Source organism: Butyrivibrio sp., from assembly GCF_017635265.1.
In the GTDB taxonomy this organism is placed as follows: domain Bacteria; phylum Bacillota; class Clostridia; order Lachnospirales; family Lachnospiraceae; genus Butyrivibrio.
Genome location: NZ_JAGBLU010000063.1, coordinates 16,006 through 38,496, shown reverse-complemented (window position 1 = coordinate 38,496; position 22,491 = coordinate 16,006). Strand labels below are relative to the sequence as shown.

The following is a 22,491-nucleotide window of genomic DNA, read 5'->3' as shown; positions in this document are numbered from 1 at the left end:
AATGGATACAGCTGCAATACTAAAAAAGCCTTCAAGTAAAAAAGACTACCAGACAGACCGCGTCACAACTCCAAAGGAACGAATTTTCAACATACTGATTTTTATTATCCTGTTCCTCTTTGCCTTGACTATGGTATTTCCTCTGGTATATATGGTCGCCACATCATTTATGACCAAGAATCAGATTCTTTCGGGATCTCTTACTCTTTTCCCTGATCCTATACTGATCGGTAAATACTCTGAGGTACTAAAAAAAGGCCAGTTTATTACAGGTATTCTTAATACAATCAAGGTAGAAGTTCCTGTACTTCTCATCGGAGGGTTCACTTCATCTCTGGCTGCATTTGCATTTGCCAAAATGGAATTCAGAGGCAAAAACATTCTATTCCTTGCCCTATTGGCAACGATAATGATTCCTTTTGCCGTTGTTATGATTCCACAGTACGTACTCTTTACCAAGCTGCATTGGACCAACTCTCTGGCTCCACTCATCATTCCGGGATGCTTTGGAAACGTAAGTATGATCTTCTTTTTAAGACAGAATCTTTACAGCATTCCTTCCGATCTGATGGATGCAGCAAAGATAGACGGATGTAACTACTTCCGAATTTATTACAAAATTTTCCTGCCTCTTATGAAAGGTGCTTTGGGAACACAGCTCATGCTTTGGTTCATGGGAATCTGGAACGATTATCTTGCTCCAACAATTTTCCTTAGAAGTGAAAAGAACTGGACATTACAGGTTGTTATCAGATCATTCAACTCATATTACGCAATTCAAAGTGACTATGCACTTATCATGGCAGCTTCAGTAATTGCAATGTTACCAACACTTGTACTATTCTTCCTGTTCCAGAGAATGATCATCCAGTCAATTGCAATCAGCGGAATCAAATAAAACAAAGCAACAAAAAAGATGCCAAGCCACATAAATGGCCGGCATCTTTTTTAATTGCTGTAATTACAGTTCAATTGGGCTATAGGCAAGCTTAACGTTAATATCCTGATTATAATTACCAAAGCCCTTACCAAAAATTGTAAGTCCGCCTACATGCTCCGCATTATCAGGCACTTCAAGCTTTAGCTTCAGCGGACTCTTAGATGTAAGTTTGAACTGATCTATAGTCACATCTGAAATCTTAAGTCCATCTATAAAAGTTCCTTTATGGTTTATAACAAGCATTTTCAGCATTCCATACTGATTCCAGTTCGGGAACCACCAGTCAGGTGTAAATATCCCCTTAACATCTCCAAAATCACCGGGAGAAGTCCATGTTCCCAAAAGCGTATCGTTAAGATAAAAATATATATCAGATGGCCACACATTATTAACTCCGGGGGCCTCTGAACTAAGTTCAGCAGAAATACATATTTCATCTATCTTCTGATTGGAAGGAACAAAATTGGGAATCAGATACTCCACATATCCCTTGGTAAACCACAGGATATCCGCTTCAAATCTGTCGGGATGAGCAAAATATCTGGTATCATCCACCTCTCCTATAAGCCTGCTTGAATTGGCAAGTCCACAGGTCGGATATACAGAGTAATCAGAAAACAGACCGACTTTAATGTCTGTAGTATAAATATTTTCATTAAGCGGTTTATCCTGCAGCTCAATAAGAATTTTATCAAGCTGTACCGAACATACCTTTTGATTACCATGCCCGGGGGCTTCAGAAGATACTGTAACAACTCCGCACTCCTCAAGCTTTTTTATATGACTTGTAAGGGCTCCGTTTGTAATACCCAGCCTACTGGCCAGATCATTCATATTCAAAGGGCCATCTTTTAAAAGAATCTTAATTATCTCTGCTCTGATATCTGATCCTAAGGCCTTAAACAGCTCCAGGCCCTCGTCAATTGATCTTATCTGTAACATTTTAAACGCTCTCTTTCCGGATTACTCGGATGCGCCGTCAAGATACTGAACGCACCATATTGAGTGGTTGTTATCCCCCACTGCACTGATGCAGAATGTATCGTTTCCTGCCTCATCACTCATCCTTACCATTATACCATGATACGTCACATCTTCTGTCTTAATTGTAATGAAATTGGTTTTTTCATTTACCGTATAAGTTCCTGTGATTCCGCCGCTTATATTCCCGTCTTTGAACTGACATTCCACCGGCTCGTTCACAATATTATTGACATCAAGCCCATGATCCAGTGCATAAAAAGTTCCGGAAACGTCTTCAATACTGTATCCTTCCTCGGAAAGGGACTCCCCGTTTGTAGCAAACGGGAAAATGCATGGCCAGCCTTCCTCATTCATAGCCATCTGATGAACTCTTACAGCGTGGTATTCGCCGCTTTCCTTAAACCTCTGATGATAAACAATATAAAGCTTACCGTCTGAATCAGCAAAAGTAGACTGTCCTCCGGGAGCCATATATGTCACATTAAGACTTGGCAAAGTATAGTTGCCCATAAGCTTTACGCCATAGTTACTGTAGTTATCCAAATCCCCCTTTATTCCAAGGCCTGAGCCTGTCGCATCAACATATGGTCCATCCGGATTTTCTGATCTGAACACCCTTATCTGATAGCCACCTTCAGTCTGAAGATTGCCATATGATAAAAAGAGATAATAAAAACCTGATGAACTGTCGTAATGAATATATGGACCTTCAATAGGATGGTGGAATCCGCCCACAAGTCTTTTACCAAAATAAGCATCTACTTCAGCGTCATCATCTGTTTCAGGATGAATCACATCTCCTGTCTCTTTATCCAGTTCCAAAAGGAATATTCCACCCGACCATGATCCATAAACCATCCACATTCTGTCATTTTCATCATAAAACATGGCAGGGTCAATGGCATTGGGCCACAACTGATTGTTATAGGCTCCACCTGAAATATAACGATTTCTGGTAGTTAGATCATCCCCCATTATTTCCTGAAAATTTGTCAGCTCCAGATCCGGTTTTGTAAATCCGGAATAGACAATTGTTTTTTCATAATGATATGGACCGCCTATTTCATCTGCAGTTGCAATTACAATATTGGACTTGATATAGGATGAAGTAGTACAAAAATACATCATATATTTTCCCAGAGTTTTGTTATAGATCACACTCGGAGCCCATACGGAATAGCCATTCTGATCATTTTTTCCAACAAAAGAAAATGCATCATAGGGCTCTGCAATAACATTGTCAAATATCTTATTACTTCCGCTTACTCCATCAGCCCAGGAATCCCATTTTACAAGGTCCGTAGATGTTGCAGCCGTCATATGGGTTCCATAGCAGTAATAGGTTCCATCTTCCGAAATAATTATCTGCGGATCATGAAGCGAAGCCCCGGTATTTACTGAGCCGGTATTTATATTTTCTATAGACATTTCTTCGGGAATCTCCTTTACTTTTCCTTGACCACAGGCTACGCACATAACCCCAAGTACAGCCATCATAATCGCAACTTTAGGTTTTATTTTTGACTTATTCATTATTTCTCACCATATTCATATGAAAAAACAGGTTTACCTTCCTCACTCCACTCAACCGGCATCAAACGCGCATGCCTTCCGGGATTATAAAGAGGATCTCCCTCTATAACCTTCTCATTTCTGGCATGGAATACACAAATGTCTCTTCCTTCGTCATCAACCGTAAAGCTATTATGCCCGGGACCAAAAATACTTCTGCTCTCATCTGATTTAAGAATCGGAAATCTTTCCTTCTTCCAGACTCTCGGATCAAGAAGGTCATCATCTTCAGATGCGCTGAGCATACCCATGCAATACGCTTCGCCTGTATCGCTGGCTGAATATGTCAAAAAGATTTTGCCGTTTCTCTTGATTACGGCAGGGCCTTCATTAACCCAAAATCCAACTCTTTCCCAGTCATAATCAGGTGTTGTCAGCATTACCTGTACTGTTTTAAGCTTCCATGGAGTTTCCATTTTGGCTATGTAAAGGTTACTAATCTGTTTACCTACACCGACCTTTTCAGCCCAGACATAGTAATATTCTCCCTTATTCTCAAAAACAGTCGCATCAAGAGAAAAGGCTTCAAATGAAAACTCATCATCTTCAGCCCTTTGTATCTTGCCAAGTTCATTCCATTTTCCGGTAATGGGATCGGCATCCTTGCACTGTAGAATGTATGGACGTATTTTCCATTTATCTTCCTTGTTACCTGCAGAAAAATAAATATACCACGCACCATCAATATAATGGAGTTCCGGTGCCCAGATATGGGCACCCATCACTCCGCTTTCGTGCATATGCCATATTTCGATTTCTTCAGCATCCCTTAACCCTGACAATGTGCTGGATTTTCTTAAGACAATCTTGTCATAAGCCGGTACTGATGCTGTAAAATAATAGGTTCCGTCAACATGCTTGTAAACGTATGGATCTGCCCTCTGCAAAATCCATGGTTCATTGTATTTTAACTCAGTATTTTTGTTCATGTTTACTCCAAATTAAAATATTTTAATATATTAATTGTAGAGTCTGAGCATATTCATGTCAACGAATATTTTAGATTTTATTGAAATAGTTTAGATAACGTCAAATTTTCTTTAGGAAACGCTCAAGTCTTTCCATGGCTTTTTTTAAATTATCTAAAGAATATGCATAGGAAATACGTATAAATCCTTCTCCGCAGTCTCCAAATGCTGTTCCCGGTACTACTGCAAGCTTCTCCTCTTTAAGAAGTCTTGTACAGAATTCATCACTTGTCATACCGAACTTCTTGATGGAAGGGAATACATAGAATGCTCCAAATGGTTCAAAGCATGGAAGTCCCAGCCTTTCAAACTCATTTAAAAGATATCTTCTTCTGTGGTTGTACTCCTCTCGCATTCTCTTTACATCTTCATCACCGTTTTTCAGAGCTTCAACCGCAGCATACTGACTTGTTGTCGGTGCACACATAATAGCAAACTGATGGATTTTTACCATCTGCTTCATAATATCTTCAGGACCGCAGGCATAACCAAGTCTCCATCCCGTCATGGCATAGGCTTTTGAAAAGCCGTTTATAAGAATTGTTCTCTCTTTCATTCCCGGAAGAGAAACAATTGAAACATGTTTCCCGTTATATGTAAGCTCGCTGTATATCTCATCCGATACTACAAAAAGATCCTTTTCGATGACAACCTTGGCAATTTCCTCCAGATCCTCTTTTCCCATTACTGCGCCTGTAGGATTGTTTGGGAATGGAAGCACCAGTATCTTGGTCTTGTCTGTAACTTTATCAAGAACCTCTTTGGCTGTCAGTCTGAACTGATTTTCCTCTTTCAACTCTATGATCACAGGAACGGCATCCGCCAAAATAGCGCATGGCTCATAAGATACATAGCTCGGCTGAGGAATAAGAACCTCATCACCAGGGTCAATCATAGCTCTAAAAGCCAGATCAATAGCCTCTGAACCACCTACCGTAATGAACACTTCTTTTATCGGATCATAAGTTATGCCCTGAGTTCTTTTTATATAATTAGATACTTCCTGTCTGAGTTCCTTAAGACCGGAATTGGATGTATAGAAAGTCCTGCCCTTTTCAAGAGAATAAATACCCTCATCTCTTATATGCCAGGGAGTGTCAAAATCCGGTTCACCTACGCCCAGCGAAATAGCACCCTCTGTTTCCTGTACAATATCAAAAAACTTCCTGATTCCGGAAGGCTTGATGTCTACTACCTTTTTTCCTATTGGATTTCTCATGGTGTGATTATCTCCCTTGTGTCTTCGTACTTTTTAGCCAAAATTGTTCCATGATCCTTATATTTTTTAAGGATGAAATGTGTTGCTGTACTAAGCACATTGTCCAAAGTCGCAAGCTTGTTATTTACAAAGCCGGCAACCTCCAAAAGAGATTTCCCCTCAAGAATTACCATAAGATCAAAGCCACCACTCATAAGGTACACACTTGTGACTTCAGGATATTTGTAAATTCTCTCTGCAATATTGTCGAATCCCTGCCCTCTTGTGGGTGTTACCTTAACTTCTATAAGCGCATTTACCTTTTCGATATTAGTCTTTGACCAGTCGATCATGGTATGGTATCCGCAAATCACTCCTTCTTCTTCAAGAGCTTTAAGCTCACCTGCCACAAGTATCTCTTCCGCACCCAAAAGTACACTTAGTTCATGCACATCAATACGGCTGTTTTTTTCAATAATGTTTAATATTTCTTCTCTGGTATTCATAAACTATAAGCTCCTCCGACTCTATTTATCCAAGGATTTTGTGAATTTCATCTGCCTGTGGCATCTCCAAAAACCTTGACTCATCTTCGTTTATTATATCTTTTCTGTTACCTTCCTGCAAAAAACCTATTAGAGCTGCGGGAATCCCTGCCATCTTCAGGTTCTCTACCAGCTTCTCACCATCATCTGTAGCAAATAGTAGTGCTCCTCCTGACAAAAGCTGATATGGATTGATTTCATAGAATTCACATATTTCTACAGTTTCCTGCCTTAAAGGTATACTCTTCAAATCAACTTTCAGTCCACAGCCCGCGCGTTCTCCCATTTCCCAAAGGCCTGCAAAAACTCCGCCATTCGACAAATCATGGATTGCGCTGACTCCGGACTTAATGGCGACTGCGGCCTCTGATTCAATTCTCATATAGTCCTTGAATCCGATAGCGTCATTTATGAATGATGCCGGATACTTACCTGTAAGGTCCTGCTTCTTTTCTTTTGCCAAAAGAGCTGTTCCCTCAAGTCCGACCCATTTACTTATAACAAGCGCCTGACCTGCCTTAGGCTTGCCAATAATATCCTCAACTTTATAACCTACACATGTAGCTGTTATCACCGGTCTTGAAACAGCTGTCGTTACTTCCGTGTGTCCTCCTGCATATACGGTTCCGGACGCCTTACAGCCTTCTATACAGTCTCGTACAATTTCCTTCAGACGTTTTTCCTCTGTCTCCTCGTTTAACAAAATGCTCACGTCTGCATGGTCCGGAGTAATGCCTTGAGCTATCAGGCTGTTAGCTGCTTTTAAAACAGCATAATACCCAATGTCACTTGCATCCATGGCATAAGTTGCCACTGCCGAATATACTTTTTTAGATTCAGAAAAAGCGCAGTCTGCCCCTACAGCTGCGCTTACTTTATCCTTAAACTCTGTTTTTATCAGTTTTAATACAGAACGCTTTAATGCATTCTCTGTCAATTTTCCAATTCTCATAGAACCGCCAATAATCAGTTGTCTGTCTGTATAATTTCGGAAGTATCAACCTCTTGAGCTGCTTCTTCAGGCTGGGATACTTCCTGTGCCTGTGCTGCCGCCTCCGCTTGTACTGCTGCCTCTGCCTGCTGCTGTGCAAGCTGAGCATTGGCTGCGTTAACTGCATCTGCTGCCGCCTGAGCCGCTGCTGCTTCGTTTTCTGTACCGGCTGCGCTTCTTGCTGCTCCAAGAGCACCTGCAACTGACTTAACCGTAGCCGCATCACCTGTAGCAATTGCAGTGTTTATCTGAGCCATCGCATTTTCATCAGCACCTGCCGTACCTATCGTTACAATCTTGGGAACCATTTTATAATTACTGCTGTTTATAACCTCTCGGCTGACTTCATTCCCATTTTCAGTTACTATCTTCCACAGCTGAGCCTTATATCCAAGATGTGCGGACTGAGTTCCAACATACCCCAGTGCATGAGAAGAATCGCAGACAAACTGATCTGCCGATGCCGGTGTTGTCTCCAAAACTTCGCTCTTAAAGCTTACCTCTCGTCCTGCGTCCCTTGTCTCCACTCCGTATATTGTAAATGTAATGTGCTTGTCGGATGTGGTAGAACCCTCTATATATATAGGATAATCCGTGCTGTTGACAAACTTAAAGTTTTTGCCGCCTGACTCAGCGATTGCCGCATCAGCAGAAGGATCTACATAGGTAACTATCATTGAATGATTGTGACGCTCTGTGACCTCAAGCTCTGCCAAAAGAACTGCATTGTAAAGAGTAGTTGAAACCTGACATATTCCCCCGCCTACACTCTCAACTACAAGTCCGTTTAAGTAAGAGCCTGCAGGAAAATATCCATTTGCTTCCGTAAAAGGTGTAATAGTATCAAGAACCGAAAATTCCTCACCGGGATAAACAGTAGTTCCGTTTATAAGAGAACATCCGTTAGCCACATTGGCACTTCTGGCCGCTCCGGAAGACTTATAACTTGTTGTAAATGTTCCCAGAACATCACTTACTTTTGATAGTTCCTCGGCACTTCCAAGTGGCTTATCTTCCTTTACAGAAAGTGTTATTATTGAATTTTCCGGCGATAGATTATTTTGAACAAAATCTTTTATGACTGAAATAGAAGCATCCTTATCAACGACATATCCTGTCTGACCATCTGTTACCACAAATCCATCTTCGGTCTTTTTCAGGCTATAGTTCACTTTTTCCTGATCAAACATGCTGCTGCATCTATCCATGATGGAATTAAGCGCTTCGTCGTCAAAACCATATTCTATTTCAAAAACGCTGCCACCTTTTTCAAGGTCTTTTAACGCTTTATATCTCTGAATCACATTGCCCTGATGTCCAAGAGAATACGCCTCCTGAGCTACATCTGTATTCTGCCATGTAATTCCCAAATCAGAGCCATATATTTTTATATTTTTATCTTCACCAACTGTAAGTGTAATCTCGGTACTTTTCTGGCTTTCCACCAGAGCCTCAACTGCCTTAGAAGCTTCATCCACCGTCATTCCCGAAACATCCACCGAACCTATATATACTCCACTGGCAATTTTTTTAGAGTCAGCAGCGTCCACCGGCGTTCCTGGCAAGAATACTAGAAAAGACAAAAAGAGGACCAAGCCTCCAAAAAATTTTTTCATAATGCTTCCTCTGTGCTATGATGAAAATAAGCAAAATATATTTACGGTTAACTGAAAGGATATTATAGATGAAATTACCCTTTTTCGCAAGTTTCGTTATACTTGCAATCTTTTTCAACATCAGTATGCGCAGGGTCTCCAGAAAAATCGAACAAAGGGAAGCTGACTTTTGGGAAAAGGAGCGCCAGTCCAATAGTGTAAGACGCAAAAGTCTGGAAAACCTTGAATATGTTCATATACCATTTGATCTTCTTCCTTTCGATACTGCAGGCGATAATGAATCTTTGCAAAAGGCCGAAGACGAACTCAAAGCAATGCAGTTTGAAAAAATAGTCAACTTCACAGGAATCAGCAATACCGACCTTAAACTTGAGTACGGAACTGCCAATATTACTGCTCTTACCCAGTATGATCAAAATTACACAACTCTTGTAAGAGCCCTTCAGAACTGGGGCGAACTCCTTTATAATGCAGGGCGTTTTGAGGACTCAACAAAGGTTTTGGAATTTGCCGTAAAAACCAGAACCGACATTTCCGGAACCTATAGGCTTCTTGTTGATATGTACAAAACAAAGCTCGGTCTTAATGAAGAAGAGATACAAAAAAAGATAGACGGACTTATTCCAATTGCCAAGAATCTCAATTCACTCAGTAAAAATCAAATTCTGACCATGCTCGGAGTTGAAACCTCCAATGAGAAGAAAAAGGCTCCACTGGTAACTTTTTAATTATAAATCGAAAGCTCTCCTTTTTATCAGGAGGGCTTTATTTTTAACATTTTGACAGGCTTATAAAACAAAGAGATATTTATTATAGTTTTCTTAAAGGGTAAGATATACTCACAAAAAACATATTTGTCTTACTTTATACCAAGGAGGTCATATGATCGATCAGGAAATGAAAAAAGCTGTTCTTGAAAACTTCGAGAAGGCTTATGGAAAAAACGAAAATGTAAAAGCATACTTTGCTCCGGGCAGAGTTAATCTTATAGGAGAGCACACAGACTACAACGGCGGTCATGTTTTCCCATGTGCACTCACAATCGGAACTTACGCAGCAGCAGCCAAAAGAGATGACAAAATGATCCAGCTTTTCTCTTTAAACCAGGACAACGTCGGTGTTGTTTCATTTTGCCTTGATGATGTAATTGCTCCTTCAGAGGCAGCCGGATGGACCAATTATCCCATGGGAGTTGTATGGGCCTTTGAGAAAAGAGGCATGAAGCTTGATACAGGTTTTGACATGGTAATCTATGGAAATATTCCAAACGGTTCAGGTCTTTCTTCATCAGCTTCCCTTGAAGTGCTTACAGGTTTTGTACTCCGCGACCTTTATGGATTTGAAGTTTCAAATACAGATCTTGCTCTTATCGGACAGTACTCCGAGAACAACTTCAACGGCTGTAACTGCGGAATCATGGATCAGTTTGCAGTAGCAATGGGTAAAGAAAGCAGTGCAATATTCCTTGATACAGCAGATCTTTCATATGAATATGCACCAATTAAGCTTGATGGTGCCAAGATTATTGTTACAAACACCAATAAAAAGCATAAACTCACGGATTCCCAGTACAATGCCCGTCGCAGCATGTGCGAAGAAGCTCTTTCTATTCTTCAGAAAAAGCTTGATATTAAAGGTCTCGGCGATCTTTCTATCGAAGAGTTCGAAGCAAACAAAGATCTTTTAACAGATCCTGATATGCAGAAAAAAGCTAAACATGCAGTATATGAGAACCAGCGTACTATTGAAGCTGTTAAAGCTCTTAAGAATGGTGATCTTAATCACTTCGGCGAATTAATGAGACAATCACATGAATCTCTTCGTGATGACTATGATGTAACCGGCGTAGAACTTGACACTCTTGCAGAAGAAGCATGGAAGGTTCCCGGGGTTATCGGTTCTCGTATGACCGGCGGCGGATTTGGTGGCTGTACTGTTTCCATCGTAAAAGATGAGGCAATCGAAAACTTCAAAAAGACTGTTGGAGAGAACTACAAAAACAAGATTGGATATGAAGCTACATTCTATACCGTAGAAATCGGCGGTGGTCCTGAAGTTATCTAATCAAATGTTTTTAAGGTGCCAAAAAATATATTTTTGGCACCTTTACAGTAAATACGAGGAGTTAACATGGATATACAAAACGCAATCAATAACCTTGTGGCATATGCCCTGAAACAGGGACTTATAGAAAATGAAGACATAATCTATGCAGTAAATTCAATTCTTATAGACCTTGGAATTGATTCTGCAGATTATGAAGCAGCCGATATAGAGGCTCTGGCCAAAGAACTTCCGGCTGATGAAATAGAAAAAGGGACATTCCTTGAAAATGTTCTTAAATCACTTGATGATTATGCCGCTGCAAATGGTCTTATAGAAAATGACAGCGTTGTCTACAGAGACCTTTTTGATACAAAGCTCATGGGTGAGCTTACCGATAGACCAAGTAACATAATCAGAAAATTCAATGAAAAGCTTGCAGAAAACCCGGAGTCAGCAACCAATTTCTACTATGAATTTTCAAAAAATACGGATTATATTAGAAGATACCGTATTTCTAAGGATATGAAATGGATTGCTCCTACTGAATATGGCGATCTGGATATAACAATAAATCTCTCAAAGCCCGAAAAAGATCCTAAAGCAATAGCTGCTGCAAGAAACGCCAAGCAGTCCGGCTATCCCAAATGTCAGCTTTGTTGGGAAAACGAAGGTTATTCAGGAAGAGTTGATCACCCGGCCAGAGAAAATCACAGAATCATTCCCGTAACGATCCAGAACTCAAAATGGGGATTCCAATACTCTCCATATGTCTACTATAACGAGCACTGCATTGTGTTTAATTCCAAACACATTCCTATGAAGATCGAACATGATACATTTTGTAAGCTTTTCGATTTTGTTAAACAGTTCCCTCACTACTTTGTAGGATCCAATGCCGATCTTCCTATTGTAGGTGGTTCAATTTTAAGCCATGACCATTTCCAGGGCGGACATTATACCTTTGCCATGGCAAAAGCTCCTGTAGAAAGAACCTTTACAGTTAACGGCTTTGAAGATGTAAGTGCAGGTATAGTAAAATGGCCTATGTCTGTTATAAGAATTTCTGCTCCTGACGTATCAAGAGTCATTGCTCTTGCTGATGTTATTTTAAATAAATGGAGAGGGTATACTGACGAAGCAGCATTCATCTACGCCGAAACCGATGGAACACCTCACAACACTATTACTCCTATTGCAAGAAAACGCGGAGATAATTTCGAGCTTGACCTGGTTCTTAGAAACAACATTACGACCAAGGAACACCCTTTAGGTGTATACCATCCTCATGCAGAATTGCACCATATCAAAAAAGAGAACATCGGACTTATCGAAGTTATGGGGCTTGCCGTACTTCCCGCAAGACTAAAGACCGAAATGGCAGATTTGAAAGAAGCCATCCTTCAGGGCAAAGATATCAGAAAGGATGAAGTTCTCGAAAAACATGCTGATTGGGTTGATGCTTTCAAAAATAAATACAATCATATAGATGAACAAAATATCGATGAGATAATCCAAAAGGAAATCGGTGAAGTTTTCATGCACGTTCTTGAAGATGCCGGCGTGTACAAAAGAACTCCGGAAGGTCAGGAAGCCTTTGACCGTTTTGTGAATACACTTTAATACATCGGATATAAACATAGCCTCAGATCTGTCTTTTGCAGAACTGAGGCTTTTTACTGTCATTATTTTAGAACTTATATGGTTTTTGTCAGGGCATAATCCTGTCCAATAATAAAACGCATAAATGAAATTGGCCCCAAGAAAGAGGAAAGTCGGAACTCTATCTCACTGTTGTACATATCATTTTCAATTGCAATTCCTTTTTTTAAATTATATACAGCAAATATATTTTCCCAATTTTTAGGGCTAAAGTTTTTCTTTTTTCTGTTAGTTTTACAGCCGGCATAGTCATATCGATAGATTTTTTTCTCAGAAACAACACATTTTTTTGCCCTCATAAGAGCATGGAGCATTATTATCTCGTCATCATAATAGCGGATTTTTTCGTCTACATACTCCTCCATACCGCTTAAAACGTCTCTTTTTATCAATGTATTCCACAAATATCCGGTATATGAATTGTCATCACTCTCAATCTTACCAAAGAGCTTTTTTCCAAATGTATCTATAATTTTCTTTTTGGAATATCTTCCGGGAAACATATCGGGATCATATACCTTTGTATCGCAGCCGTCCTTTTTAATTATTGCTCCAAAAAATATAATATCCGCATCATTTACTGAAACGACAGAATGCATAATACTATACCTTTTCTCCGCGCAGACATCATCAGCTTCAATAAAGCTTACGTACTCCCCCTTGGCAATTCTTATCCCCTCTAATTTCCCATGAAATAGTCCCTTGTTTTTCTGTTGTTTAAAAAAAACATTGGAATAATTCCAGGCATAATCCATACATATTCGTGGTGTATCATCTGTTGATCCATCATCAACAATTATAAGTTCATCGTCATCTCGAAGGCTAAGTAAAGCATTATCTATGCATTTTGCTATTGTCTTTTCCGCATTATACACCGGCAAAATTATACTGATGTTTTTTTCATTCATCATGATATAGCCTCCCTTCATTAAGTCAAAATTTTGTCGTTGATATCATGATAAAATTTCACAGCGTTAAAGAAAAGTGACAGAGTATTATACTAAAAACACGATAAAGTAAAATACTCTGTCACTTGAAATAGCGCCATTTTTGATTTATTTTATTTTACAAAACTAATATTGTTGGGAGGATACTAAAATGAAAAAATTTAGTAGCTTACTTGTTCTTGTACTTGTTATTTTTAATCTCACATTTACTATTTCATTTCCATTCGTTACTGTTTCAGACAATACAAATACAAACACTGAGACAACAACTGTTTCTGTAAGTGATTTAGTTGGTGACACAACTGTATCTGAGGAGAACATCGTTACTCTTCAGTCACACTTTCCAAGAACTGCATTCTTTAATCAGTAATGTTTCCAATCTTCCTTTTTTTCAATCATTTCTTTGATTAAAGTATAGTACTCTTTATGAACAGAGTTATTGATAAAATCGCATATCCTTATCATTTTATCAATGCTCTGTTTATAATATTCATTATCTCTTTCTTCTATCTTCGCATTATTTCTAAGAAGCATAAATAGTGCTCCATGAAGATCAAAAAGTCGATGGCTTTTTAATTCTAATATTAGTAATTCCCTTGCTATTTCTTCAACTTTTTCTATTCTGTCAACATCACTATATTCATCTGCCAACCAGATCATTACTGTTTCATAGGTTCCGTAATTCACAGGGTAGCCACCTGATTCATGCTTACTACAAAATTCTTGCAAATATTCCATCAGATGCTCTTTGTCCTTTTTATCCTCAGAAAATTTCGCGATATCAATCAATAAATTTAATTCAGAGTGACTAAGGTATCCATCCTCTATTTCCATAATAGGGACAGGTAGCGTTAAAGTCATATCTTCTTTCAGTTTAGATGTGTATTGTTTCTCTGTTATCTTACCTTCACCCATGATAATATACAGTTTTATAGCGTCCCAAAGTTGTTTATTGGAAGTATACGAAAAGTCTATCCTTTTTTCCAATTCTGTATAAATTTGTTCGTAATCTGCGGCCACATAATTATTTAGCATATTTGCGAACGAATAATACTCATTCACTACTTCCCTATCATCAGTAATTATATCCGAACGAGTATAGTCACAGTTTATATTCAGTTCATCCATAATAGGGCGCAGAACAGCTTTTTGAGCAGAAATGGCGCTATTCTCAATACGCATCAATGTTCTGTAAGAACATTTAACCCTGTCTGCAAGTTCTTCTCTGCTTATCTTCAGCATCTGCCTTCTTGATTTAATAACATCCCCGATGCAGTAAATATCTGAATCTCTGTAGATATAGCAGTTATAATCCATAAAATAGTCCACATCGTATTCACTATAGACTTCTGCAAACAGATCATAGATCTCTTTTGCCTTTTTAAGCTCCTCTTCATTACCAAGTTCTTCCAATACGCTGATCTTTCCTGAAAGGATCTCAGCAATGTAGTAGCTCCTGCTCTTTTGCTTTAAGTAGTCCAAAGCCTTGTCGTACTGCTCAAGAACTGTCTTTTTGTCCACCTGAGCATAATCATTCTTATGGGCAATCTTCCCCAAAGCAACAACTCCTGCCGTATATACTTTCGCTTTACCCAAAACGTCCATTGTAGATACTTCCAAATGATTTAGTAAAGCCAGGCAAACATCAGCTATTTCACTACTCTCCTCTTTTACAATCGAGCACTCTGCCTTTGCCTCTAACATTTTAAACAGCAAAAAGTATTCGAGTGTTGCCCAGACTCCGAACCTTTTTTCGTTCACTTCTTCCAGTAACATTGTTAACGAGCAGGCTTTTTGGTACATTTCAAATATTTCTTCCCAAGAAGCCTTTCTAAAATGTAAACACCTGCCCTTCATATCATAGTAGAACTGAAGCTCCAATTTATTCAGTTTTTCATCATTCTGTAAAATTACCTGATCAATCTGCTCTTCTGCTTCAATAAAATGTCGGGCTTCAATGAGCTTAATAAGCTCCATTCTCTTTAGGTATCTTTTATATTCATCCGGCTGCAAAAAATCCTCATATCCTTCTGAAGAAATCCCTAATCTTGACATTATACGATTACGCATCATGTAATCGGGAAGAGTTGTTCCTTTCTCTATTTGCGCCATCATACTCTTGGTATATAGCCCTTTTCCGGCTTCCTCCAAAGATACTCCGGCTGCTTCTCTGGTCATCTTCATAAAAGCATGGAACTTTATGTCATCAATCATCCTGTCTTACCTTCCCATGTAATTAAAAGGAGCATAGAATCATTGATGGTTCTACGCCCCTCATGTAATAATTCAATTATGTTTTGTCTTAGTTTTTGGCAGCTTCTAAAAGCTTGTCCTTAAGCTGATTCTCAATCTGAGCAAGTTCAGCCTCTGCTTCACGACGCTTTGTTTTGCCTTCTGTCTGAATCTTAAGCACTTCATCAAGAGTTGTGATAAGTGACTCGTTGGTATGCTTAAGAGTTTCTATATCAACAATTCCTCTCTCAGCCTCTTTTGCGCTCTCGATAGTTGCTGTCTTAAGTGCATCAGCGTTCTTTCTGAGAAGCTTGTTGGTCATATCGTTAACTTCGCGCTCTGCCTGAGCAGCCTGAGTAGCGTGTTCGATTCCGATAGCGATTACCATTTGGTTTTTCCAAAGAGGAATCGTATTTACGATAGTTGACTGGATCTTTTCAGCCATTACAGTGTCTGAACTCTGTACCATACGAATCTGTGGACCGGTCTGCATTGCAATTGTTCTGGTAAGTTCCAGATCATAAATTTTTTTCTCAAATCTATCGCACTTATTGGCAAAATCCTTGGCTTTCTCAGCATCCTCAGGAAGCCCTGACTCCTCTGCCTTTTTCTGAAGCTCTACAAGAGTTGTATTTCTCTCTTCTTCAAGTTTCTTTTTACCTGCAAGAATGTACATTGTAAGCTCTTTGAAGTAATTAAGGTTGAGGTCATACATTCTGTCAAGAAGCTCAACATCCTTCATAAGAATAACCTGATGCTTTTCCAGCTCATTGCTTATTGTCTGAACATTTGTCTCCACCTTGCTGTATTTAGCCTTTAAAGACTCGATTTTGTTGGCGCTTTTTTTGAAAAGTGCCCGTAGTCCTTTTTCTTCCTCTTCAACGTCGAAGTTCTTGAGCTGTGTGACCAGATCAGTGATCATATCCCCAACTTCGCCCATGTCCTTGGTCTTAACATTGTCGATTGCCTTCTCAGAAAAATCTGCAAGCTTTTTCTGAGTACCAACTCCATAATTCATGATTCCTGTGGAATTGGAAATATCAATCTGCTTGCTGAACTCCTCCACCTGCTTAAGTTCTTCTTCAGAAAGCTGTGCCTCCATGGCAAGATTACCGTTGTCTTTTTTCTCTTCTTCAGGTGCCTTGGCAGCCTGTGCAGTCGCCCCCTGCTCCTCGGCTCCAAATGACAGTGAAGGTGCAGCCGGAGCTGCATCAAATTCTAAATCTACTCCCATACTATCCTCCTGATTCCTCATACACTTCTTTATTATTACTCTGACTTAAGGCTGCTCTGCATTGCCATCCCGCCGCCAGTTGTAAGTCCATCCTGTGCCATCATTGACTTCATAACCGATATATCTGACGATATATCCCATGCCATATCCTGAAACATACTGTCCAAAAGCTTTTCGAAGGCTTCATTAATAGTATCCATGGCAGAATCAATCTCTTTTTTGGTCTGCTGAACGTTTTCTCCCGGAGAAACCTGTCTGTCAAGCTCAACATATGCTTCCAGAAGCTTCTTGGTCGTCGGAAGATAATAATTCATTAGCTTGTGCAGATCATCCGCACTCTGAGGGTGCTTTTCCACCTGCTCAAAAATCTTGTTCATGATACTCTCAAGCCTATAAAGCTTACCGGACATATCCTCTGTATCCGGAATAATATCATTGGTTGCCCTTACGTATCTTATATATTCCTGCCCGTCTGCAATGATAGCATCAACACCTGTGAGACCTTTATTTGACCTGTTCTCCACATTTACAGCCGCTTTCTGCTGATCAAGTTCTCTCTTTTCCCTTGCGAGTCTGTCCTTCTCGGCTCCAAGATACAGCTCATAAGCTTCATCTGTAAGCATGCAGGTTGTATCTGTCGCATCCATTCTGGCTCTTGGAAGATACCCCTTTTTTATCATCTTTTTTATATCTTTAAGAACTGCATCATCCGATTTAAGAACAGCCTTTGCCAGATCTGAAATCTTAAAGTATTCATTCTGCTTCACCACATTGCCATACAAATGAAAAAGTTTGGCCATTTTTAACTTGCCGATGCCTACTCCAAGAAAGCTGCCACAAACCGTACATAGAATTGCAAATCCGAGAAGTCCCCACCAGCCGCCAATAAAAAGTGATGCCATCACAATTGGCAAAAAGCAAATAAACGCGGTTCCACTAAGGATTACCTCCAATAGCCCTTGATACTTACTGACTTTTTTTGCAAAAAACGGATATACGGACCGGTTCTCCACTTTTGTTCCGGCAGCGCCCGGCTGACTCTGGCTGTATGTTCTTCCACTTGTATATGTGGTTTTTGGCTCAAAACTTACTGACTTAATGGTATTTGTAATATTTCCGGCCAGCTTGCTGTAGTCATTTGTATCTATCGCCATCGTAACACTTTTTAGTATCTCTCCTCCGGCTCTTATAACTTCCTGTGTGTTCTTATCCAAAACAGCCTCCAAATGCATGTTAAATAGTTCGAAAATGCAAGTTAATTTTACAGTAATTGCGCTTTACAATCAACTTTATTTGCTGAGAAATAGCTCCCCTTATTTGGCTTTAATCAGGGTCATTAGACTTCATGTGCCTTGCCTCTATAAGCTGCTCTACCTGCTTTAAATGCTCTTTACTACTTATCTCACTGTCACTTTTGGGCAAAGACTTGCGATACCTTGACGGAGACATACCTTTTTCCTGCCTGAATGCCTTGGAAAAGACAAGTGGATCAGAATATCCGCAGGATATGGCTACAGACTCTATTGACAGAGATGTCAGTTGCAACAACTCAGTCGCCTTGGCAATCCTATAGCTTGCAAGATACTGCTGCGGCGAAATGCCAAGACTATTTTGGAACAATGTGTACAGATAGCTCCTGTTTATGCAGACATAATCAGCTATATCGGTGACCTTTATGGGGTTGCAGTAATTGCTGCGCACAAAAGCCTGTGCTCTTGTCACATAGTCATTGTCCGTTCCTGAATCACTTTTGGGTGTCACCGAAAGTCCCGATGCAATTACCGACAAAAACATAGATAGAAGCCCATTTCTTCGAAGGTCGTCTTCCACACTAAAGGTATTGTGCTCCATCATATCTTTTACAAGATTATAGATAGTTTTTGACTTATCACTCTTAAAAATAGGCTGCTGAAGAGATAAACCAAGCTGTGAAACAATTTTTTCAGCTCTTTTACCGCCAAATCCGATCCATACATAAGTCCAAGGGTCTTTTTCATCAGCCACATAATAAGCCAGTTCATCCGGAACTATCAAAAAGCCGTAGCCCTCTTTAAGTGGATAGTTATTGCCGCCTATGGAAAATCTGCCTTTTCCGCTCATCACAAAATGAATCATAAAATGCGGCTTAAGAGCCGGTCCAAAGCTGTGATGTGCCTCCGTCTGCGATAGCCCACAACAGTACACATACAAATCATCTGATTCTTCTGTACTAAAAAGAAGTTTATATGCTTTTTCCATGGTCATTCCTTTCATTCACTATCCAACATTATAACAGCAGGCTTTCATGATTTAAAGTGAGTAAATAAACCGGGTATTGCAAATCCTTTCCCCGTATAATGTCAAAAAAGCAGTACCCGGGATTATTCCAAGGTACTGCCTCATATTTATAAATATAACATTTTTACATTTCAAGCTTGTCAAGATGCCATACTTCGTCAACATACTCCTGAATTGTTCTGTCTGACGAGAACTTTCCGCAGCTTGCTGTGTTCAAAAGAGCCATCTTTGCCCAGCGCTTCTTATCCTGATATGCATCGGATATTCTCTTTTGTGCTTCCAGATAAGACTCGAAATCTTTCAATATAAAGTACTGGTCTGCCTTGTTGGAATTAACTGTGTTAAGAAGGCAGTTATAAAGCGGTCTGAACAGTTCTCTGTCACTTGAGAATGTACCATCAACAAGTTTATCAAGAACCGCTTTGACATTAGGGTTGTTGTTATAGATATCCATCGGATTATATCCGCCATTTTTCTCATACTCCATTACTTCCTGTGAAGTAAGTCCAAATATGAATGCGTTTTCTTCTCCAACTTCGTTTACAATCTCAACATTTGCACCATCAAGTGTTCCAAGGGTTACTGCACCGTTGAGCATCATCTTCATATTACCTGTACCCGATGCTTCTTTTGATGCTGTTGAAATCTGCTCTGAAACGTCAGCTGCCGCAAATATAAGCTCAGCATTTGAAACTCTGTAGTCTTCAATAAACACAACCTTGATCTTGCCATTGATATCGGGATCATTGTTTATTACATCTGCAACCGAGTTGATAAGCTTAATTGTAAGCTTTGCCGTAAGGTATCCGGCTGCAGCCTTAGCACCAAAGATATATGTCTTTGGATAGAAATCTTTATTAGGATGAGTCTTGATATCATTGTATTTATGAATTACCTGAAGGATATTAAGGAGCTGTCTCTTATACTCATGAAGTCGCTTTACCTGTACATCGAATATTGACTTAGGATCGACTTCTACTCCGTTGTGCTCCAAAATATACTTTGCAAGACGCTTTTTATTCTGAAGCTTAATATCCATAAACTCTGCCTGTGCCTTCTTGTCATCAGCAAAAGCTTTCAGTTTATCCATTTGAGAAAGGTCTGTGATCCATCCGTCTCCGATCTTTTCCGTTACCCAGTCGGCAAGGAGTGGGTTTGCATGCATAAGGAATCTTCTCTGAGTGATACCATTTGTTTTATTGTTGAATTTCTCAGGCATCATCTCATAGAAATCCTTAAGCTCCCTCTTTTCAAGAATCTCTGTATGAAGCTTGGCAACACCATTTACTGAATGTCCGCCAACAATAGCAAGATGAGCCATTTTAACCTGATTATCATAAAGAATTGCCATGCTGCGTATCTTGGCCTGAACGTCGATTCCCGCAGAACCAGTGTACTTGCGCATGATCTGGTCAACAAATCTTCTGTTGATCTCATCTACAATCTGATAAATTCTCGGAAGAAGTCTCTGGAACAAATCTACAGGCCACTTTTCAAGAGCTTCCGCCATTATTGTATGGTTGGTATAGCAGCATGTTTTGGTTGTAACATCCCAGGCTTCATCCCATGAAAGATAATACTCATCCATGAGAAGCCTCATAAGTTCTGCAACTGCAACCGTAGGATGCGTGTCATTGAGCTGGAATACTGCTTTTTCATAAAACTTCTTGATATCATCATGTGTCTTTAAATATCTCTGAAGAGCAGTCTGAACTGACGCAGATATAAAGAAATACTGCTGTTTAAGCCTTAGTTCTTTTCCTGCAATGTGATTGTCATTGGGATAAAGCACTTCACAAAGCTGACTTGCAAGATTCTCCTGCTCTACAGCCTTCTGATAATCACCCTTGTCAAAAGAGTCAAGCTGGAAGCACTGAATCGGCTCAGCATCCCATATTCTAAGAGTGTTAACCACACCGTTTCCGTAACCTACAATTGGAAGGTCATAAGGAATAGCACGCACAACCTGATAGCCTTCCTGCTTGAACATAGTTCTTCCACGCTCATCGGTATACATATTTACGTAACCGCCAAACTTTACTTCCTTGGCGTATTCGTTTCTTCTAAGTTCAAATGGATTGCCGTTCTCAAGCCATGTATCCGGAACTTCTACCTGATAGCCATCCTTGATCTTCTGACGGAACATTCCGTATTTATAACGGATTCCACAGCCATAAGCCATATATCCAAGCGTTGAAAGAGAATCCAAAAAGCAGGCAGCAAGTCTTCCAAGGCCTCCATTTCCAAGAGCCGGATCCGGTTCCTGATCCTCAACAAGGTTTACATCAACCCCGAGCTCATCCAAAGCCTCTTTTACCGGCTTATAAGCCTGAAGGTTTATAAGGTTATTTCCAAAAGCTCTTCCCATAAGGAATTCCATGGACATATAATAGACAATCTTAGGATCCTGCTCTGAAGCAACCTTCTGTGTTGTCATCCAGTGATCGACTATCGCGTCCTTGATTGCATAGGCTGATGCCTGATACATTTCCTGCGGTGTAGCCTCATCCATAGTTTTTCTATAGAGAGTTTTTACGTTATACTGCACACTTCTCTTGAATAAATCTTTGTCAAACTTCAGTGCCTTTTTCTTCATGTTGCCTCCTCATAGAACATTTTCTAATCTGCACTCACAAACAAAATACAGTACACGTAATAATTTTACCGCATATTCGTACATTATTGCAATAACGTCAATTCTCAGAATTCAGGATATCGTTTCAAACCAATCCTTGTATAACGATAAAAAGACGGTACATATCAAACTAAGACCGTCTTTTTATTATTGGTATTTTTGCTTTCTATGTGGTAATGCGACTGTGCCAGGCTGCAAACAGTCAAGCATCCAAGAAAGAACTCTCATGACTTCCACATATGCCTTTCCAAAAACGTTTCCCCGCGCTCCAAAGCGCAGAAAACACTCTATCACAGTCGTTTTTCCTATGCAATTAGCACTACTACACAAAAAAGTGTGTCGCATTTGTGATAATTATGGTGTGTAATTTCATTGTATGTTTATTCTTTTGAAACTTTATTTTGTACATATATGAAATAAAGGCAGATACTGGTATGACGGCTTTTCGATTACCTATTACTGTTTAACAGCGCTAACTGAATTTTATGTATAATTTGTGAAATATTTATCTATCTTTATTTCTGCCAGCACATGCAATGTTCGTTAAATTGTTAGCTTTTTATTGGCTGACAGTACGCATTGGTTATTATCCTTGCTTATTGAAAAAAACTCTATATTACTTTGTCTATAATCTACAAAACAACTGT

General features: G+C 39.6%; 18 protein-coding genes. 5 read left to right on the top strand and 13 right to left on the bottom strand.

Annotation, left to right across the window (positions count from 1 at the left end; all coding sequences use genetic code 11):
- Window position 1 precedes the first annotated feature (1 nt).
- Entirely contained in the window at window positions 2-898 is an 897-nt protein-coding gene (locus J6O61_RS07735; protein ID WP_292211580.1) for a carbohydrate ABC transporter permease, read from the top strand.
- A gap of 63 nt (window positions 899-961) precedes the next feature.
- On the opposite strand, the gene J6O61_RS07730 is transcribed toward J6O61_RS07735, so the two are convergent.
- The 7 genes from J6O61_RS07730 to J6O61_RS07700 form a co-directional block, all read right to left on the bottom strand.
- Window positions 962-1,882: an ArsR/SmtB family transcription factor gene (locus tag J6O61_RS07730; RefSeq protein WP_292211577.1), complete on the bottom strand. Its 921-nt coding sequence runs from the start codon at window positions 1,880-1,882 to the stop codon at window positions 962-964.
- Between the two features lie 21 nt (window positions 1,883-1,903).
- A complete protein-coding gene (locus J6O61_RS07725; RefSeq protein ID WP_292211573.1) occupies window positions 1,904-3,457 on the bottom strand; it encodes a glycoside hydrolase family 43 protein in 1,554 nt (517 codons plus the stop codon).
- Entirely contained in the window at window positions 3,457-4,425 is a 969-nt protein-coding gene (locus J6O61_RS07720; protein ID WP_292211570.1) for a family 43 glycosylhydrolase, read from the bottom strand. The genes J6O61_RS07725 and J6O61_RS07720 overlap by 1 nt, the downstream gene beginning before the upstream one ends.
- 100 nt (window positions 4,426-4,525) lie before the next feature.
- Window positions 4,526-5,683 (bottom strand): pyridoxal phosphate-dependent aminotransferase, encoded by a 1,158-nt coding sequence (locus J6O61_RS07715; RefSeq protein WP_292211567.1) that lies wholly within the window; start codon window positions 5,681-5,683, stop codon window positions 4,526-4,528.
- On the bottom strand, window positions 5,680-6,168 hold the full coding sequence (locus J6O61_RS07710) for an Lrp/AsnC family transcriptional regulator (protein ID WP_292211565.1): 489 nt from the start codon (window positions 6,166-6,168) through the stop codon (window positions 5,680-5,682). The genes J6O61_RS07715 and J6O61_RS07710 overlap by 4 nt, the downstream gene beginning before the upstream one ends.
- Window positions 6,169-6,193: 25 nt before the next feature.
- A complete protein-coding gene (locus tag J6O61_RS07705; RefSeq protein ID WP_292211563.1) occupies window positions 6,194-7,159 on the bottom strand; it encodes an AIR synthase-related protein in 966 nt (321 codons plus the stop codon).
- A 14-nt stretch (window positions 7,160-7,173) separates the two neighbouring features.
- A complete protein-coding gene (locus J6O61_RS07700) occupies window positions 7,174-8,814 on the bottom strand; it encodes a VanW family protein (RefSeq protein WP_292211559.1) in 1,641 nt (546 codons plus the stop codon).
- 68 nt (window positions 8,815-8,882) lie between these two features.
- Here J6O61_RS07700 and J6O61_RS07695 point away from each other — a divergent pair, with 68 nt between their 5' ends.
- The 3 genes from J6O61_RS07695 (at window position 8,883) to galT (ending at window position 12,480) form a co-directional block, all read left to right on the top strand.
- Window positions 8,883-9,542 carry a hypothetical protein gene (locus J6O61_RS07695; protein ID WP_292211556.1) on the top strand — a complete coding sequence of 220 codons (660 nt, stop codon included), beginning with the start codon at window positions 8,883-8,885 and terminating at the stop codon, window positions 9,540-9,542.
- Window positions 9,543-9,696: 154 nt separating this feature from the next.
- Complete coding sequence (locus J6O61_RS07690; RefSeq protein WP_292211553.1) at window positions 9,697-10,878, top strand: galactokinase; 1,182 nt, start codon at window positions 9,697-9,699, stop codon at window positions 10,876-10,878.
- 66 nt (window positions 10,879-10,944) lie between these two features.
- The gene (gene galT, locus J6O61_RS07685; RefSeq protein ID WP_292211550.1) at window positions 10,945-12,480 is read left to right on the top strand and encodes a UDP-glucose--hexose-1-phosphate uridylyltransferase; all 1,536 of its coding nucleotides are present in this window, start codon (window positions 10,945-10,947) and stop codon (window positions 12,478-12,480) included.
- A gap of 74 nt (window positions 12,481-12,554) precedes the next feature.
- Here galT and J6O61_RS07680 read toward each other — a convergent pair whose 3' ends face one another.
- On the bottom strand, window positions 12,555-13,430 hold the full coding sequence (locus J6O61_RS07680) for a glycosyltransferase family 2 protein (protein WP_292211548.1): 876 nt from the start codon (window positions 13,428-13,430) through the stop codon (window positions 12,555-12,557).
- A 187-nt stretch (window positions 13,431-13,617) separates the two neighbouring features.
- Between J6O61_RS07680 and J6O61_RS07675 the strand changes: the two genes are divergently transcribed.
- On the top strand, window positions 13,618-13,836 hold the full coding sequence (locus J6O61_RS07675) for a hypothetical protein (protein ID WP_292211545.1): 219 nt from the start codon (window positions 13,618-13,620) through the stop codon (window positions 13,834-13,836).
- On the opposite strand, the gene J6O61_RS07670 is transcribed toward J6O61_RS07675, so the two are convergent.
- The 5 genes from J6O61_RS07670 to J6O61_RS07650 form a co-directional block, all read right to left on the bottom strand.
- Complete coding sequence (locus tag J6O61_RS07670) at window positions 13,830-15,680, bottom strand: helix-turn-helix domain-containing protein (protein ID WP_292211542.1); 1,851 nt, start codon at window positions 15,678-15,680, stop codon at window positions 13,830-13,832. The genes J6O61_RS07675 and J6O61_RS07670 overlap by 7 nt on opposite strands.
- Before the next feature lie 88 nt (window positions 15,681-15,768).
- A complete protein-coding gene (locus J6O61_RS07665) occupies window positions 15,769-16,932 on the bottom strand; it encodes a toxic anion resistance protein (RefSeq protein ID WP_292211539.1) in 1,164 nt (387 codons plus the stop codon).
- Between the two features lie 35 nt (window positions 16,933-16,967).
- Window positions 16,968-18,146 carry a 5-bromo-4-chloroindolyl phosphate hydrolysis family protein gene (locus J6O61_RS07660; protein ID WP_292211536.1) on the bottom strand — a complete coding sequence of 393 codons (1,179 nt, stop codon included), beginning with the start codon at window positions 18,144-18,146 and terminating at the stop codon, window positions 16,968-16,970.
- Between the two features lie 109 nt (window positions 18,147-18,255).
- Complete coding sequence (locus tag J6O61_RS07655; protein ID WP_292211533.1) at window positions 18,256-19,170, bottom strand: AraC family transcriptional regulator; 915 nt, start codon at window positions 19,168-19,170, stop codon at window positions 18,256-18,258.
- A gap of 163 nt (window positions 19,171-19,333) precedes the next feature.
- On the bottom strand, window positions 19,334-21,805 hold the full coding sequence (locus tag J6O61_RS07650) for a glycogen/starch/alpha-glucan phosphorylase (RefSeq protein ID WP_292211531.1): 2,472 nt from the start codon (window positions 21,803-21,805) through the stop codon (window positions 19,334-19,336).
- Window positions 21,806-22,491: the final 686 nt, after the last annotated feature.

Coding starts and splice junctions, on each gene's coding strand:
- J6O61_RS07735 (WP_292211580.1), top strand. CDS start 2: ATGGATACAGCTGCAATACTAAAAAAGCCTTCAAGTAAAAAAGACTAC.
- J6O61_RS07730 (WP_292211577.1), bottom strand. CDS start 1,882: ATGTTACAGATAAGATCAATTGACGAGGGCCTGGAGCTGTTTAAGGCC.
- J6O61_RS07725 (WP_292211573.1), bottom strand. CDS start 3,457: ATGAATAAGTCAAAAATAAAACCTAAAGTTGCGATTATGATGGCTGTA.
- J6O61_RS07720 (WP_292211570.1), bottom strand. CDS start 4,425: ATGAACAAAAATACTGAGTTAAAATACAATGAACCATGGATTTTGCAG.
- J6O61_RS07715 (WP_292211567.1), bottom strand. CDS start 5,683: ATGAGAAATCCAATAGGAAAAAAGGTAGTAGACATCAAGCCTTCCGGA.
- J6O61_RS07710 (WP_292211565.1), bottom strand. CDS start 6,168: ATGAATACCAGAGAAGAAATATTAAACATTATTGAAAAAAACAGCCGT.
- J6O61_RS07705 (WP_292211563.1), bottom strand. CDS start 7,159: ATGAGAATTGGAAAATTGACAGAGAATGCATTAAAGCGTTCTGTATTA.
- J6O61_RS07700 (WP_292211559.1), bottom strand. CDS start 8,814: ATGAAAAAATTTTTTGGAGGCTTGGTCCTCTTTTTGTCTTTTCTAGTA.
- J6O61_RS07695 (WP_292211556.1), top strand. CDS start 8,883: ATGAAATTACCCTTTTTCGCAAGTTTCGTTATACTTGCAATCTTTTTC.
- J6O61_RS07690 (WP_292211553.1), top strand. CDS start 9,697: ATGATCGATCAGGAAATGAAAAAAGCTGTTCTTGAAAACTTCGAGAAG.
- galT (WP_292211550.1), top strand. CDS start 10,945: ATGGATATACAAAACGCAATCAATAACCTTGTGGCATATGCCCTGAAA.
- J6O61_RS07680 (WP_292211548.1), bottom strand. CDS start 13,430: ATGATGAATGAAAAAAACATCAGTATAATTTTGCCGGTGTATAATGCG.
- J6O61_RS07675 (WP_292211545.1), top strand. CDS start 13,618: ATGAAAAAATTTAGTAGCTTACTTGTTCTTGTACTTGTTATTTTTAAT.
- J6O61_RS07670 (WP_292211542.1), bottom strand. CDS start 15,680: ATGATTGATGACATAAAGTTCCATGCTTTTATGAAGATGACCAGAGAA.
- J6O61_RS07665 (WP_292211539.1), bottom strand. CDS start 16,932: ATGGGAGTAGATTTAGAATTTGATGCAGCTCCGGCTGCACCTTCACTG.
- J6O61_RS07655 (WP_292211533.1), bottom strand. CDS start 19,170: ATGGAAAAAGCATATAAACTTCTTTTTAGTACAGAAGAATCAGATGAT.
- J6O61_RS07650 (WP_292211531.1), bottom strand. CDS start 21,805: ATGAAGAAAAAGGCACTGAAGTTTGACAAAGATTTATTCAAGAGAAGT.